Here is a 15,759-nt window from a genome sequence, read left to right as displayed (position 1 = left end):
ATATGGTTTGCGGAGCAAGAGTATATAGTCTAAATTGTTACGCTATTGTTAATTGATGATCTGTATCAACACAGCGTTTTCATTGCCAGTTATGATAACAAGCCTTATTTATATTCTTTTAACGGAATTATTATGTATCCATTATTGCTGAAAGCGCATTTAGCTTTATTGTTGATTAGCTTGTTAAGTTTTGCATTACGTACATTTTGGGCGATTAAAGGTTCTGAATATATCAATAATGTGATCCTGTTTAAGATCCACAAGGTGTTGAACTTAGTGCTGATTTTATCTGGTTTCGCGTTGTGTGTGACGATCAATCAATATCCATTTGTTGATGCTTGGGTAACCGAGAAATTTGTGCTGTTATTTGTTTATGTCGGTTTTGCGATGTTAGCGTTTAAGCCGCAGATGAATTTAAAAGTACGGCAATTCTGTATCGCTGTCACCATGGTATTTTTTGTTACTATCTTCTACATTGCGAAAACAAAAGTCGCATTGTTTATCTAAATATTGCATAGACGAGCATAGCGATAAATTTGAATTATAAAAATGGCACTTTAAAAGTGCCATTTTTATTGCTTGGTTATTTTTTCTGTTATTTATAGCGAGGTTTTAACCTGATTGTTAGCATGTGTTTTCTTGGTGAATAAATAATGACCTACTACACTTGCTGATAATAAAAACGCCAATATCAATAACGGTGTATTGCCATAACGATTAAAAGGCGTTGTCCCTTCGTAAGGCGTTACTTGTGCACGTAACACCGCTTTTTCGAATTGGGCTATCCGGCCCACCTCTTGCCCTTGGGCATCATAAATTGCGGTGATACCGGTATTGGTACTACGAATGACCGGACGTTGAAATTCAAAGGCACGCATCCGGGCTATTTCTAAATGTTGATCGGGGCCAATTGAAGTCCCAAACCAAGCATCGTTACTCACGGTTAAAATGAAGCCGGTATCTGGCGTAACCGTCTTTACTAAGGTTTGGTTAAAGGCAATTTCATAACAAATCGCGGTGGCAATGTGGACGTTACTCGCGGCTAAATTTAACTGTTGTTCACCACCACGTTGAAATGATGACATAGGCAAATTAAATAGCGGTGCAATCGGTCTTAGCAGATCTTCAAACGGCACGAACTCACCAATTGGTAACAGCTTATTTTTGTAATAACGGTCATTCACTGGAGAATGGTTCTTCTCTTGCTCGGGTTGACCGAGTACGATCACGGCATTGTAATACTCATCAATATCGTCAACACGTTGGTAATTAATGATCCCGGTGATAAGGGTGGTATTACTTTGACGCATTAAGTCACTGACATAGTCTAAATAACTTTTAACTTGAAACTCCAATGCTGGGATCGCTGATTCTGGCCATATAATAATATCGGCATCGGTATTATCTAAACTCAATGTTAAATATGTATTGAGGATATCGGTGCGTTTTTCTGGTAGCCATTTTTCAGCTTGATCGGTATTGCCCTGCACGAGTGCAATTGATTTTGATGGTTGTGGAATTGTCCATTGTTGGCCTTTTGATGCCATTGCCGAAAATAGGATAACTGAAATAACGACTGCAGGCATGACGAATTTACGTTCGCGATAAACATAATACACACTGGCGGTGAGCAAACAAACGGCAGCGGTAATGCCCTCAACCCCGAGTATTGGCGCGTAGTTAACCAGCGGGGTATCCATTTGACTATAGCCAAATTGTAACCAAGGAAAACCTGTCATTACCCAACCGCGTAACCAGTCGGTGATTAACCAGATTGCCGGGAAGGCAATAAAGTAGCGCAGTAAGCTTGAGTGTGAGGCAAACCGATTAACTAGGTAAGCACAAAGCGCTGGATAAATAGCGAGGTAAGCACACAATAATACGACTAATAGCGCAGCAACAGGCACTGGTAACCCGCCAAAATCTAAGATGCTCACTGAAATCCAATGAAGACCTGCGACAAAGAATCCGAGTCCCCACAAGAAACCATATCCGGCTGCGTGTTTTGCTGATTTATTGTCAATAACAAAGAGTAGGGCAAATAATGAAACGTATAAGCTAATGGTGTAATCAAACGGGGCAAAAGCAAACACGCTAAGCGCGCCAGCCAGTGGCGCACCTATTTTATGGATCAGAGATTTGATAGGTTATTCCTTTGTGGCGATCTACAGCGACAAGCGAAGTAACCTGTCACCGAGACGGTTAAGCTGATTCCGCTAAGCGATCCTGTTGTGCTTCTGGTATCTTCACTTGTAGCTGAATGATACGACGGCGGTCAGCTGAAATGACTTTAAATTGGAAGTCATCGACAGTAATTATCTCACCTTGCTCTGGTAAATGACCAAATGCATGCGCAATCATCCCCCCAATGGTATCCACTTCATCATCGTTAAAGGTTGATGAGAAGTAGTCATTGAAATCATCAATGGGTGTTAATGCTTGCACTGAGAACACACTTTTATTAATACGGCGGATATCTTCTTGTGCCGACTCATCTTCATCGAATTCGTCTTCAATATTACCGACGATCTCTTCAAGGATATCTTCAATGGTCACAAGGCCTGACACACCACCAAATTCATCAACCACAACGGCCATGTGATAGCGTTTAGAACGAAACTCTTTAAGGAGTTTATCAACACGTTTACTTTCTGGTACAACAACTGCTGGGCGTAAAACAGAAGACAGCTCAAAGCTATCTGGCGCGCCAGTAAACACAAATTTAAGCAGATCTTTGGCTAACAAGATCCCTTCGATATGATCTTTATCTTCATTGACAACAGGGAAGCGCGAGTGCGCAGAGTCAATCATGATAGGTAAAAATTCTTCGACACTTTGACTCTTATCGATAGTAATCATCTGTGAGCGTGGGATCATAATGTCGCGTACTTTCAGTCCTGAGACTTCGAGCACACCTTCAATCATATCCTTGGTGTCTTGATCGATCAGTTCGCGATTTCCTGCATCCTGAATGACTTCTACAAGCTCTTCTCTGTTTTTCGGCTCACCTTGGAATAATTGAGAAAATTTTTCAAAAAAACCTTTTTTTGATGAACCGTTTGTCGAGTGAGGTTTGTCGTCGTTCATAGTTTGTTGTACCTAAGTTATATACGTTAATGGTATCAATATTACTTTTCAGTAATATAGGGGTCTTCAAATTCTAGCTCTAGCATGATTTCGGTTTCCAGACCTTCCATCTCTTCGGCTTCTTCATCGATAATATGATCATAGCCGAGTAAATGTAAAGTTCCATGAATAACCATGTGCGCCCAATGTGCGGTCAGTGGTTTTTGTTGCTCTTTTGCTTCGCGTTCGACCACTTGCTTGCAGATAATTAAATCACCAAGCAAGTCTAATTCAATGCCTTCAGGTACTTCGAACGGAAACGACAGTACGTTGGTGGGTTTGTCTTTACCACGGTAATCGTTATTCAATTGTTGGCTTTCTGTATTATCAACGATACGGATCGTTACTTCAGCACTGTCTTGAAAGCGTTTAACAACTGCATTTAGCCAAGCGTTCAGTTGTGCTTCGGTTGGTAATTTCTGTTCATTTTCCGTCGCAATTTGTAAATCTAACGTGGTATTCATTGGTCTTTATCCTTACGGGCAATGCCATTTTCAAAGTGTTCATAGGCATCGACAATTTTTGCTACAACAGGATGGCGAACCACATCATTGGATATGAAAAGGTTAAAACTAATGTCTGTTATTGGCTCTAGGACATCCATCGCATGGCGCAAGCCAGATGTGATGTGCTTAGGTAAATCTACTTGGGTAATATCGCCAGTAATCACCGCTTTGGAGTTAAAACCAATACGGGTTAAAAACATTTTCATTTGTTCAATGGTGGTATTTTGCCCTTCATCTAAGATAATAAACGCATCATTGAGTGTACGACCACGCATATATGCAAGTGGTGCAATTTCTATGACATTGCGCTCAATTAAACGTTCCACTTTTTCAAAACCAAGCATCTCAAATAACGCATCATAAAGTGGGCGTAAATAAGGATCTACTTTTTGACTTAAATCACCGGGTAGAAAACCTAATTTCTCACCAGCTTCAACCGCTGGGCGTGTTAATAGAATACGACGCACCTCTTGACGCTCTAGGGCATCAACGGCTGCGGCGACGGCTAAATAAGTTTTACCGGTACCAGCAGGCCCAATACCAAAGGTAATATCATGGGTTAAAATATTAGCAATGTAATTGGCTTGATTGTCACCGCGCGGTTTAATCATACCGCGTTTGGTTTTAATCACAGTATTAAAACTGGCAATTTTGGGTGTTGGTGTTGGTGTGGGTTCTGGTTCGAGTAATCGACATGCTTGTATCGCAAGGTGAACTTTCTCTGGGTCAATGTCGATTACTTGGCCTTTAACAGCTTGGGTCTCAACATAAAGTTCCCGAAGAATATCCATACAACTGTGCGCATTAACTGGATTACCAGTAATATGGAACTGATTATTTTGATAAGTAATGTCGACTTCTAAACGACGTTCAAGTTGTTTAAGATTGTCATCAAATGGGCCACATAAATGAGCGAGCCGGGCTCCGTCTGCGGGTTCTAAGAATATATCGAGTGTTGTCGTATTTTTATTCAAAATAATCTCATTAGGCAGAGCCATTAAGGGTCATTAATGGCTCTTAGTCTATCTCTTATGGGTTGAACTTAGCAACACCTAGCTCATTAGGTTGATTGGTAGCACGCGCCAAGATCTCGCTTGGTTTAACGTCACAACGTAGACCCATCTCATTTTCACCGCGGATGAACACACCGCGGATAGAGTTAGGGAATACATCCACAATGTCGACATCGACAAAGGTACCGATTAGATCTGGCGAACCTTCGAAGTTAACAACACGGTTGTTTTCGGTACGGCCAGTCAGTTCCATGATGTTTTTCTTCGATGGACCTTCAACTAAAATACGTTGTGTGGTATTCACCATATCGCGGCCAATTTTTTGTGACATTTGGCTAATACGCGTTTGTAGAATTTTCAAACGTTCTTTCTTTTCTTCTAGCGATACGTCATCCGGTAAGTCTGCAGCAGGTGTACCTGGACGTGCGCTGTAGATAAAGCTGAAGCTAATATCGTATTCAATGTCTTCAATCAATTTCATGGTATCCGCAAAATCTTGTTTGCTTTCACCTGGGAAACCGATAATGAAATCTGAACTCATCACCAGACCCGGACGTGCTTTACGCAGTTTACGGATCAATGATTTATATTCTAACGTTGTGTGTGCTCGTTTCATCAAGGTTAAGATACGATCTGAACCTGACTGTACTGGCAGGTGTAAGTGTGATACCAGCTCCGGTGTATCTTTATATACTTCAATAATATCGCTGGTGAATTCAATCGGGTGACTGGTGGTATAACGGATACGGTCGATACCATCAATCGCAGCCACATAACGTAATAAGTCAGCGAATGAGCATATATCACCGTCATGCATGTCGCCACGGAAAGCATTGGCATTTTGACCAAGTAGGTTTACTTCACGTACCCCTTGTTCTGCCAGTTGGGCAATTTCGTATAAGACATCGTCAAGTGGACGACTTACTTCTTCACCACGCGTATAAGGTACTACGCAGAATGAGCAGTATTTTGAACAGCCTTCCATAATCGATACAAATGCTGATACACCGTCGGCGCGTGGCTCTGGTAAGCGATCAAATTTTTCGATTTCAGGGAAACTGACATCCACAAGGCCTTTTTTACCGGCTTGTGCATCGACGATCATTTCAGGTAAGCGGTGTAAAGTCTGTGGACCAAATACCAGGTTTACAATGGGTGCACGTTTCTGAATGGCGGCACCTTCTTGTGATGCTACGCAGCCACCCACACCAATGATTAATTTCGGATTGCGTTTCTTTAGCTTTTTCCAGCGACCAAGTTGGTGGAATACTTTTTCTTGCGCTTTTTCTCTGATAGAACAGGTGTTTAATAGAAGCACATCCGCTTCCTCTGGGTTGTCAGTCAGTTCAAAACCATTTTCGGCATTTAACAAATCTGCCATTTTTGATGAATCGTATTCGTTCATCTGGCAGCCCCAGGTTTTAATGTGCAGTTTTTTACTCATTATCCACGTTGCTCTTTATTATTTATTGCTATATTCGGGTTGTGTGAGAACACACAGAAGATCGCGTATTCTACTGCCTTAATAGTCCGTTGACTAGACGTGATCACTGCTTCTATGCATAAATTTACTGTAATTTTCATTGCACAAAGCAATCATTTCGACGTAAAGCTTGGTAGAATTCTGATTCAGATAAGAATTTATCCTTAAACGGTTCAGGAAGCACGATGCAGGAATTTGATGTAATTATTGTTGGTGGTGGGATGGTCGGTGCGAGTACCGCTAATTTACTCGCCCCTTCGGGACTTAAAATTGCGGTAATTGAAGCGCAAATGCCATCTCCTTTTTCATTTGAGCAACCAATGGATCTGCGTGTATCGGCGATCAGTTTGGCCTCTCAGCAGTTACTTGTTGCGACAGGTGCTTGGACTAACATCAGAGAAATGCGTCTTTGCCCTTATCGTCGTTTAGAAACCTGGGATCAAGGTGGCTGCGAAATCAAATTCCATGCTAACGATATTGGTTACGACAAGTTAGGTTACATCATTGAAAACCGGGTGATCCAATTAGGTTTGCTCGAAGCAATGAAACGCCACCACAATGTCCAGTTAATGTGTCCTGAGAAAGTTGCTACACTAGAGCAATACAGTGACTACGCTGAAATCAGATTAACATCTGGCGCTAAATTACGCGCTAAGTTAGTGCTGGCCGCCGATGGTGCTAACTCGATTATTCGTCAGCAGAGTAATATTGGTATCAGCAGTTGGGATTACCGTCAAAGTTGCATGTTAATTAATATTGATACTGACCAAGCCCAACAAGACGTGACTTGGCAGGAGTTTTCACCGACGGGGCCAATGGCGTTATTACCGTTACCTGGGCATAAAGCCTCGTTGGTTTGGTATCATCAGACGGCGCAAATCAATTATTTAAGTAAACTGTCTAATGCCGAACTGAAAGTCGAAGTACAACAACATTTTCCCGACCTGATTGGTGAATTTGAGATCACTAATCACGGTTCATTTCCACTGACCCGACGTCATGCACAGCAGTATTATAACGGCCGTGTGGTACTGCTTGGTGATGCTGCACATACCATCAACCCATTAGCGGGGCAGGGTGTTAATATCGGTTTTAAAGATGTGAATGTAATATGTGAGTTAATTCGCAGTGCGGTGATTGAAGGTGAAGCATGGGACAGTGAGGCGCTATTAACACAATACCAGCGCACGAGAAAACCTGATAATCTATTAATGCAAACGAGTATGGATCTGTTTTATTCGGTATTCAGTAATAATTCGCTGCCAGCTAAGATCGTACGTAATCTTGGCCTTGCTGTCGCACAGCGCGCCGGACCGTTAAAGCGTCAGGCGCTACGTTATGCAATTGGGTTAAGTTAGCTATAACTTACATAAACGTCCTAGCTTAACTTAAATTCTTTTACTTTCGCCAGCAGTTCAGTTGAGTGGCTTAGTAGTTCTTGGCTGATAGTGCTGGCATGTGTTGCGACTACCGTGGTTTCATCCGAGTGCAGGGCAATCGTTTCGATGTTGCGCTGAATATCTGTGGTTAGCGTTTGCTGCGTTGCAGATGACTCGGCGACAGAATCATTCAATTTATTAATCTCTTCCATTTCTCGGGCTATCTCATTTAGCATATCGGCCAATTGTGATACTTTGATCGCGCCTTCCGCCGCTGTGACTTTGGCTGTATCCATCGCCGCAAACGAACTGTTTGATGTTTCAATCAATGAGCTGACAATGGTTTGTATTTCTTTGGTTGAATTATTAGTCTTAATCGCTAATGCCCGTACTTCTTCTGCTACGACGGCAAAACCGCGACCGCTTTCACCTGCGCGTGCTGCTTCGATGGCGGCATTTAGCGCGAGTAGATTGGTCTGCTCTGAAATGGAATTAATCACCCCTAAAATTTTCGTCACGTTATTGGTTTGCTCACCCAGTAGATGCATTTTATCGACCACGTGATCAAGTTGTGTGGTCAGCATGCTGATCTCATCAATTGTGGCACTGGCTAAGGCATTGCCTTTATCCGTTTGTAGTGCTGCTTGTGTTGATGCAGCCGTCGTCATACTGGCTTTGGCCTTAATATCCTCAACCTGAGTCTGCATGGTCGCGATACTGGCGTTAATTGTGGCCGCTTCTTGTTTCTGTTGATGTGCTGAGTTATAGGTTTGCGTTGACGCGGTACTTAGCTTTGTCGAAATATCTTCTAATTGTTCGGCGGTATTGAGTACATGTGTAAGGCTGTAATGAAAATTACTCATCATGTAATTAAAGGCGGTGACCATACGGCCTATTTCATCCTGATTTTTCACTTCAATGAGGGTGGTCACATCTTGAGTATCACTGGCGAGTTCCATGCTATCGGTTAGTTCGCTGATGGGTTTTAGGATGAGTTTACGAATGATGAATAATGTTAGCAGCAAGCCGGCAAATAATACCACGGCTAAGATCGCGGTTGAGCGTAAAATGTTTTGTTGTACTTGTTGATAGAAGTGGGTCAGGGAGTATTCAAGTCTGACCGCACCCAACACCTCGCCTTCTTTGGCATTGTGACAAGCGGTGCAATCTGTACCGCGGTAATTTTTTGAGGCAATAAGTGGTTTGGTGATTAATAAGGTTTCGCCTTGTAGCGTGCTAATGACTTGGGTGATCTCTTCACCCGCAAGTGCGCGTCGGTCAAAATCATCTTTGATTTGCTCGCTCGCTAATCCGGGACCATAAAGTTGATTAACCTTATCGCCTCGGACGACGCGGATATCGGTAATGTTATCGTTCTCTAGCATTTTGTGACGTAAGGTTTCACGTTGGCCAATGCTGCCTGTCAGCATCATGGTATTTAAACTGTCGAAATAAGTATCGGCTTGTTCATGTGCTTGCTGTTCTAAAATAGATAATACCAAGGCTGTTTCTTGCTTACTTTGTGATAACGCAGAAATAGCGAGGATCAGGATAAACAGACTGCTCAGTGCGAGATTTATTTTTTTAGCTATAGAGACATTTTTTAACATTGTTTCTTCCCATCTGAAACCAACCAAAAGAGATCAAGCACTTACTGAACGCTATTGGTCTTTTAATTCTACTGTTATTAGTAGGGTTAATCGTAACAAATTAATGTTGGTACAAATAGGATATCGGCCGAAAGAGGTATTTTTTTAGTGCTAAATGTGAACAATATGTTATTTAAGCAGGATGTAAGGATATGATTAAGTGGTGGTGACATTACACGCATTAAAATTTGCATAGTGATAATATGAAGATTTAAAATGCTGAAATTAGAAATTAGAAATTAGAAATTAGAAATTAGAAATTAGAAATTAGAAATTAGAAATTAGAAATTAGAAATTAGAAATTAGAGGAGGTATTAATGGGGAAGAATAATTTAGAAAAAGTGGCAGGGATATGAGGATTTGAACCTCAGAATCCCGAGATCAAAACCCGGTGCCTTACCGCTTGGCGATATCCCTACAAATCTTTCTACAGCATTGCTGTATTGTGTAATAAAACATGGTGCGGAAGGAGAGACTTGAACTCTCACACTTTGCAATACTAGAACCTAAATCTAGCGCGTCTACCAATTCCGCCACTTCCGCAATGTTTTATTTTAAAATAAGAATGGTGGCCATGACGGGACTTGAACCTGTGACCCCAGCATTATGAATGCTGTGCTCTAACCAGCTGAGCTACATGGCCATTCTTACTTTTTTTCATTTTGTCCGTATAAATACGTGCAAAATAAAGTGGCAGGGATATGAGGATTTGAACCTCAGAATCCCGAGATCAAAACCCGGTGCCTTACCGCTTGGCGATATCCCTACAATCTGTTTCATGAACATTACTTATTCAGTAAGTCATGTTAAAGCATGGTGCGGAAGGAGAGACTTGAACTCTCACACTTTGCAATACTAGAACCTAAATCTAGCGCGTCTACCAATTCCGCCACTTCCGCACAACATTTTTTATCTTTACAAAGTTGGTAGTATTGAATGGTTAGAGTTCAATAAACTTTATAAAGTTAACACTGACCTAAGCCTGTGTTGGTATATGGCAGGGATATGAGGATTTGAACCTCAGAATCCCGAGATCAAAACCCGGTGCCTTACCGCTTGGCGATATCCCTACAATCTGTTCCATGAACAATACTTATTAACTAAGCAATGTCATGTTAAAACATGGTGCGGAAGGAGAGACTTGAACTCTCACACTTTGCAATACTAGAACCTAAATCTAGCGCGTCTACCAATTCCGCCACTTCCGCACATATTCTTTATATTTATAAACTTGGTAGTGTTAATCAAATTAATGACAAACAGCGTTTATAAATTTAACAATCCGCTATAAATAGCCAATCATTTATATAATGGCAGGGATATGAGGATTTGAACCTCAGAATCCCGAGATCAAAACCCGGTGCCTTACCGCTTGGCGATATCCCTACAATTAGAATTAAGATGGTGGCCATGACGGGACTTGAACCTGTGACCCCAGCATTATGAATGCTGTGCTCTAACCAGCTGAGCTACATGGCCATCTTAAATCTTGCTCCGAACTAGCAGTTAACTGTTTCGTTGGAACGGGGCGCATTATGCTAATTACAGCCAAGTTCGTCAACTATTTTTTAGTTTAAAAACATTTTTATCTACGCCTGTTGAAATTCTGTACGAATCCTGTTCTCACTCTATGCTATTTGTAGCAAAACTGCAATTGTTGATAATTTAAAGCGTGTATAGCCAATCATTATTATTGTAATTGAGTTTCATGATTTATTCGATATTTGCTTCTGTTAATCAATACTAAGTGGTGTTATTGAAATAGGGTCGTAAAGAGTGCTAAAACAAAAAACGCCGGCAATTGCCAGCGTTTGATTGTGCTACTTCAGATATAGTTCAGATATAACTAAAGGCGTTTAGCATAAGGCTCCTAGCTTAACTCAAGCTATACGTTGAAACGGAAATGTACCACATCACCATCTTTAACGATGTAGTCTTTACCTTCTAGACGCCATTGACCTGCTGTTTTAGCGCCTGCTTCACCATTGTATTCGATGAAAGAGTCATAACCGACAACTTCTGCACGGATGAAACCTTTTTCGAAATCAGTATGGATCTTACCCGCCGCTTGTGGTGCTGTTGCGTTTACTGGGATAGTCCATGCGCGCACTTCTTTAACACCCGCAGTGAAATAAGTCTGCAGTGTTAGTAGTTCGTAACCTGCTCTAATTACACGGTTAAGACCGGGTTCTTCAATGCCCATATCTTCCATGAACTCTGCACGCTCGTCGTCTTCAAGTTCAGCAATGTCTGATTCCATTGAAGCACAGATAGCCACGACTACGGCATTCTCTGTTGCCGCAAGTTCACGTACTTGATCTAAGTGTGGGTTATTTTCAAAACCCTCTTCGTCAACATTAGCAATGTACATGGTTGGTTTTAGCGTGAGGAAGTTCATGTAATCAATTGCGGCTTTTTCGTCTTTAGTTAATTCTAAAGAACGGACCATTTCACCTTCAGCAAGGTGCGCAAGGATCTTTTCGATTACGGGTAGTTCAAATTTAGCGTCTTTATCGCCGCCTTTGGCTTTTTTAGCTAAACGTACGACGACCTTTTCACAACTATCTAGATCGGCAAGTGCTAATTCAGTGTTGATAATTTCGATATCATCTAATGGTGAAATTTTATTGTTAACGTGAATAATGTTTTCGTTTTCAAAGCAACGTACAACATGACCGATTGCATCTGTTTCACGGATGTTTGCTAGGAATTTATTACCCAGACCTTCACCTTTTGATGCGCCCGCCACTAAGCCTGCGATATCAACGAATTCCATTGTAGTTGGCAATACGCGTTCTGGGTTTACGATCGCAGATAGTGCATCTAAACGCTTATCTGGCACTGGAACGACACCGGTATTCGGCTCGATTGTGCAGAATGGGAAATTGGCAGCTTCGATACCAGCTTGTGTTAATGCATTAAATAGTGTTGATTTACCTACGTTTGGTAAGCCTACGATACCGCATTTAAAACCCATGATTTTTACCTTCTTTGCTATGTACTAAAATTGGTTCACACAGTTAATTATTTACCTGTGTGTGTTTAATTATGTCTTTTTTTATTAATCATTGCGCTTTAAACGTATGTAAACGAGTCATCGCTTTGGTCATGCCGTCTTTAGCTAAAATATCGATACAGCGCACTGCTTCATCAATTGCCGCATCCATTTGTTCTTGTTCTTTAGCTTGTGCTTTGCCAAGTACGTAACCGGTTACTTTGTCTTTATGGCCAGGGTGACCAATGCCAATACGTAAACGGTAGAATTCTTTGCTGTTGGCCATTTTACTAATAATGTCTTTCAGACCATTATGACCACCATGGCTGCCACCTTGCTTGAATTTAGCCACACCTGGTGGTAAATCTAACTCATCGTGGACCACTAATATTTGCGTTACATCAATGCGATAAAATTTGGCTAAGGCGGATACTGATTTACCACTTAAATTCATGAATGTGGTTGGGACCAGCAAGCGCACATCTTGGCCTGCCACATCAATACGGGCAGTGTAACCAAAATATTTCGCTTCTTCACGTAATTGTGTGTTGTGCCATTTTGCTAATTCGTTAATAAACCAAGCACCCGCGTTATGACGGGTGCGGCTGTATTCTTGTCCTGGATTAGCCAGGCCGACAATTAAACGAATGTCGTTGCTCATGGTATACCTATATTACTGTAATGATTGCTTAATGAATGTTCGAGCCAGTCGAACCTTACTCATTGGATAAAAAACGCGCTATTTTACCTTGTGTCAGTGCAAAGCTCAACTGACGTATTCACCAAGTTGGATGCTAGCGTGTTTATGATTGCGGTATTTGCTGCTTAGAGACACAAAAAACCGAGTCTGGTAACACCAAACTCGGTTTTTATTGCACTGCTTAAATTAAATTATTGGCTAAGTTAATTAGTTAAACATTGCTGAGATAGATTCTTCGTTGTTAACGCGACGAATTGCCTCGGCTAGCATAGGGCTAAGGCTTAATACGCGTACGTTCGCAAGTGCTGCTACTTCTGGAGACAGTGGAATTGAGTCTGTTACCACGATTTCATCAATGCAAGAGTCACGTAGGTTCTGTGCCGCGTTACCAGAGAAAACAGGGTGAGTCGCGTAAGCAAATACACGTTTCGCGCCATTTTTCTTCAGTGCGATTGCTGCTGCACATAATGTACCGCCAGTATCGATCATGTCATCAACAAGGATGCAATCACGGTCTTTAACGTCACCAATAATGTGCATTACTTGTGCTACGTTTGCTTTTGGACGACGTTTGTCGATAATCGCAAGGTCAGCTTCGTCAAGTAATTTAGCGTTAGCACGTGCACGTACAACACCACCGATATCTGGAGATACAATAACTGGGTTTTCAAGGTTCATTTTTTGCATGTCGGCTAATAATACCGGCGTACCAAATACATTATCAACAGGTACATCGAAGAAGCCTTGGATTTGCTCAGCATGTAGATCAACCGTTAATACACGGTCAACACCAACACTTGAAAGGAAATCAGCTACAACTTTTGCTGTAATTGGCACACGAGAAGAACGTACACGACGATCTTGACGCGCATAACCAAAGTAAGGGATCACAGCAGTGATACGGCCAGCAGATGCACGACGCATCGCATCAACCATAACGATAAGTTCCATTAAGTTGTCGTTCGTTGGCGCACAAGTCGATTGTAGGATGAAGATATCTCCACCACGTACATTTTCTTCAATTTCAACGCTAATTTCGCCATCGCTAAAGCGACCAACTTTAGCTTTACCAAGTTGGATAAATAGACGCTCTGCAACTTTTTGTGCTAGTTCTGGTGTAGCGTTACCAGCAAAGAGTTTCATGTCGGGCACGGTGTAACCTCAGGTAATCGATGTATTTGGCTGGGATATAATTATACTCCTAAACAGCGAACTGTTTAGTAGAGATCCCCAGCATTAATCTCTTAGAATTCGGTAACAACTTATGTAACATATGTTCGGTGCTGAACTAAAATTTAAACCTGTCTTACTAAGTCATGCAATTCTCTCTTGCTAAATCGTACAATAGTGGCGATTTATTTAAGCCCTTCGCAAGATAAATTTGCATGCCTTTAGGCGCTTTAGCTAATACTGCTAATGCGTCAGACTTAGTTTTAAATTCAGAGAAAACACAGCAACCGGAACCTGTCAGTCGAGATGGCGCATATTTTAGCAACCACTCTAATGCTTTTGCAACCTCGGGATGACGTTTTTTTACAGTTGGTTCAAAGTCATTTTTCCATTCTTCTCGTAACAACTGATTCAGCGGGCGTTTTGGCGTATTGCGGATTAACTCTGGATCGGAAAATAATTTCGCAGTATTGACCTGTGTGTCAGGTATTGCAATAAGATAATAGTGCTCATCCACCTCTATGGAGGTAAGTTGTTCGCCAATACCTTCGGCAAATGCGGCATGGCCACGAACAAACACTGGTACGTCGGCACCTAACTTAAGACCAATAGCAGCCAGTTGTTCTTCATCGAGGTTTAATTGCCAAAGATGATTTAACGCGACTAAGGTTGTTGCAGCGTCTGAAGAACCGCCACCTAAACCACCGCCCATCGGTAGATTCTTAGTCAAGGAAATATCGACACCTAGCGGTAATGATGAATGGGTTTTCAAAACCATGGCCGCTTGATAGATGATATTGTCGGCCAGCGCTACACCAGGGATCGCCGGTGTAATGGTGATGCGATCACTCAGGTTTGGAGACATCGCTAATTCATCACCGATATCAACAAACTGAAATAAGGTTTGTAGTTCGTGGTAACCATCATTGCGGCGACCATTAATGTATAGAAAAAGGTTTAACTTTGCTGGTGCTGACCAATGACTAATCTTGTGTTGCATTTAACTTCCAGTTTCGAGTGGTGATTTTTATGCGCATATCGGCTTGCTTGATGATGATATTTTTTGGTAACCAAATATTATCGACTCGTTGATATTTAGTATAACTGATGTGCCAGCCGAGTGGATGGTTAGCTTGGGTTACTCGGCCGTAATTATCGAGTTGCACATCGTCTGTTAATGGGTCGCCAATGATCCAAGCACGTAATTCATTCACCGGGATGGGGATTGGACTGAGTTGGTTAATCAGTGTTTGCGTATTACGGCCTTGGTATTGGCGGTCATCATCGAGAATTAATGTTGAAATGTTATCACTGCGTTTAATGGTGAGGACATGAATACCAAAGGGACCAGTGAGGTTAATATTGAAATCATTGACAAATTGCTGCCAGTTTAACGTCGCCGAGTTACGTGAATCAGGACTGATGAACGCAATTTGTCCTTGCAGTTGCCAAGTCCGAATCGTTTGTAATTGAAGTTGATGTTGCTGCCATAATTGTTGCGGGTTACCTGCTGGAGGTTGTCGCTGTGTCGTCGTGCTACAGGCACTCAGTAATACACTAACAATAAAAATGTAAATAGAACGCTGAAATGTCATAAGATACTCAAAAAAATAAAGTAATGATGATAAAGAGCAAGCATGAGCTTATAAAAACAGATATGGTTGGTTTTGTCACTTTAAAAATTCATACTTTTTGCGTAGAATAGTATCCCTATCTATTTTTACAATCATTCACTGTA

13 protein-coding genes and 9 tRNA genes are annotated in these 15,759 nt (G+C 41.6%); 2 read left to right on the top strand and 20 right to left on the bottom strand.

Translation table 11 applies throughout. The features are described 5' to 3' along the window. The first annotated feature begins 132 nt into the window (after positions 1-132). Positions 133-507, top strand: coding sequence for a SirB2 family protein (locus PE36_RS00845; protein ID WP_157517729.1), 375 nt, complete (start codon positions 133-135; stop codon positions 505-507). 92 nt (positions 508-599) lie between these two features. Here PE36_RS00845 and lnt read toward each other — a convergent pair whose 3' ends face one another. The 5 genes from lnt to miaB all read right to left on the bottom strand — a co-directional run bounded on the left by lnt (position 600) and on the right by miaB (position 6,089). After that, positions 600-2,111 (bottom strand): apolipoprotein N-acyltransferase, encoded by a 1,512-nt coding sequence (gene lnt, locus PE36_RS00840; RefSeq protein ID WP_255348854.1) that lies wholly within the window; start codon positions 2,109-2,111, stop codon positions 600-602. A gap of 91 nt (positions 2,112-2,202) precedes the next feature. Further along, on the bottom strand, positions 2,203-3,087 hold the full coding sequence (corC, locus tag PE36_RS00835) for a CNNM family magnesium/cobalt transport protein CorC (protein WP_006030032.1): 885 nt from the start codon (positions 3,085-3,087) through the stop codon (positions 2,203-2,205). A gap of 41 nt (positions 3,088-3,128) precedes the next feature. Further along, a complete protein-coding gene (gene ybeY, locus PE36_RS00830; RefSeq protein WP_006030031.1) occupies positions 3,129-3,590 on the bottom strand; it encodes an rRNA maturation RNase YbeY in 462 nt (153 codons plus the stop codon). Then, positions 3,587-4,606, bottom strand: a complete 1,020-nt coding sequence (locus PE36_RS00825; protein ID WP_198138565.1) for a PhoH family protein — start codon at positions 4,604-4,606, stop codon at positions 3,587-3,589. Before PE36_RS00825 ends, ybeY begins: the two co-directional genes overlap by 4 nt. A 55-nt stretch (positions 4,607-4,661) precedes the next feature. Beyond that, the gene (miaB, locus tag PE36_RS00820; RefSeq protein WP_006030029.1) at positions 4,662-6,089 is read right to left on the bottom strand and encodes a tRNA (N6-isopentenyl adenosine(37)-C2)-methylthiotransferase MiaB; all 1,428 of its coding nucleotides are present in this window, start codon (positions 6,087-6,089) and stop codon (positions 4,662-4,664) included. A gap of 224 nt (positions 6,090-6,313) precedes the next feature. Between miaB and PE36_RS00815 the strand changes: the two genes are divergently transcribed. Continuing rightward, positions 6,314-7,486, top strand: coding sequence for an FAD-dependent oxidoreductase (locus PE36_RS00815; protein WP_006030028.1), 1,173 nt, complete (start codon positions 6,314-6,316; stop codon positions 7,484-7,486). 20 nt (positions 7,487-7,506) lie between these two features. On the opposite strand, the gene PE36_RS00810 is transcribed toward PE36_RS00815, so the two are convergent. From PE36_RS00810 to lolB, 15 genes are all read right to left on the bottom strand, one after another. After that, positions 7,507-9,117, bottom strand: a complete 1,611-nt coding sequence (locus PE36_RS00810) for a methyl-accepting chemotaxis protein (protein WP_006030027.1) — start codon at positions 9,115-9,117, stop codon at positions 7,507-7,509. Between the two features lie 381 nt (positions 9,118-9,498). Further along, positions 9,499-9,573: transfer RNA gene (locus tag PE36_RS00805), tRNA-Gln, on the bottom strand. Between the two features lie 41 nt (positions 9,574-9,614). After that, a tRNA-Leu gene (locus PE36_RS00800) sits at positions 9,615-9,699 on the bottom strand. 23 nt (positions 9,700-9,722) lie between these two features. Then, positions 9,723-9,799 (bottom strand) — tRNA-Met (locus PE36_RS00795). A gap of 48 nt (positions 9,800-9,847) precedes the next feature. Then, positions 9,848-9,922: transfer RNA gene (locus tag PE36_RS00790), tRNA-Gln, on the bottom strand. Between the two features lie 48 nt (positions 9,923-9,970). Beyond that, positions 9,971-10,055 (bottom strand) — tRNA-Leu (locus tag PE36_RS00785). A gap of 96 nt (positions 10,056-10,151) precedes the next feature. Next, positions 10,152-10,226: transfer RNA gene (locus tag PE36_RS00780), tRNA-Gln, on the bottom strand. A gap of 53 nt (positions 10,227-10,279) precedes the next feature. After that, positions 10,280-10,364 (bottom strand) — tRNA-Leu (locus PE36_RS00775). 103 nt (positions 10,365-10,467) lie between these two features. Continuing rightward, a tRNA-Gln gene (locus PE36_RS00770) sits at positions 10,468-10,542 on the bottom strand. 16 nt (positions 10,543-10,558) lie between these two features. Next, positions 10,559-10,635: transfer RNA gene (locus tag PE36_RS00765), tRNA-Met, on the bottom strand. Positions 10,636-11,041: 406 nt separating this feature from the next. Further along, positions 11,042-12,133, bottom strand: coding sequence for a redox-regulated ATPase YchF (ychF, locus tag PE36_RS00760; protein WP_006030025.1), 1,092 nt, complete (start codon positions 12,131-12,133; stop codon positions 11,042-11,044). 88 nt (positions 12,134-12,221) lie between these two features. After that, entirely contained in the window at positions 12,222-12,812 is a 591-nt protein-coding gene (gene pth / locus PE36_RS00755) for an aminoacyl-tRNA hydrolase (protein ID WP_006030024.1), read from the bottom strand. 246 nt (positions 12,813-13,058) lie between these two features. After that, the gene (locus tag PE36_RS00750; protein WP_043993555.1) at positions 13,059-14,003 is read right to left on the bottom strand and encodes a ribose-phosphate pyrophosphokinase; all 945 of its coding nucleotides are present in this window, start codon (positions 14,001-14,003) and stop codon (positions 13,059-13,061) included. A gap of 157 nt (positions 14,004-14,160) precedes the next feature. After that, on the bottom strand, positions 14,161-15,021 hold the full coding sequence (gene ispE, locus PE36_RS00745; RefSeq protein WP_006030022.1) for a 4-(cytidine 5'-diphospho)-2-C-methyl-D-erythritol kinase: 861 nt from the start codon (positions 15,019-15,021) through the stop codon (positions 14,161-14,163). Then, a complete protein-coding gene (lolB, locus tag PE36_RS00740; RefSeq protein WP_006030021.1) occupies positions 15,005-15,616 on the bottom strand; it encodes a lipoprotein insertase outer membrane protein LolB in 612 nt (203 codons plus the stop codon). Before lolB ends, ispE begins: the two co-directional genes overlap by 17 nt. Positions 15,617-15,759 lie beyond the last annotated feature (143 nt).

The organism is Moritella sp. PE36 (genome assembly GCF_000170855.1).
GTDB lineage: Bacteria > Pseudomonadota > Gammaproteobacteria > Enterobacterales > Moritellaceae > Moritella.
The sequence above is the reverse complement of the archived record's forward strand: the minus strand, read 5'-3'. Positions and strand labels throughout refer to the sequence as shown.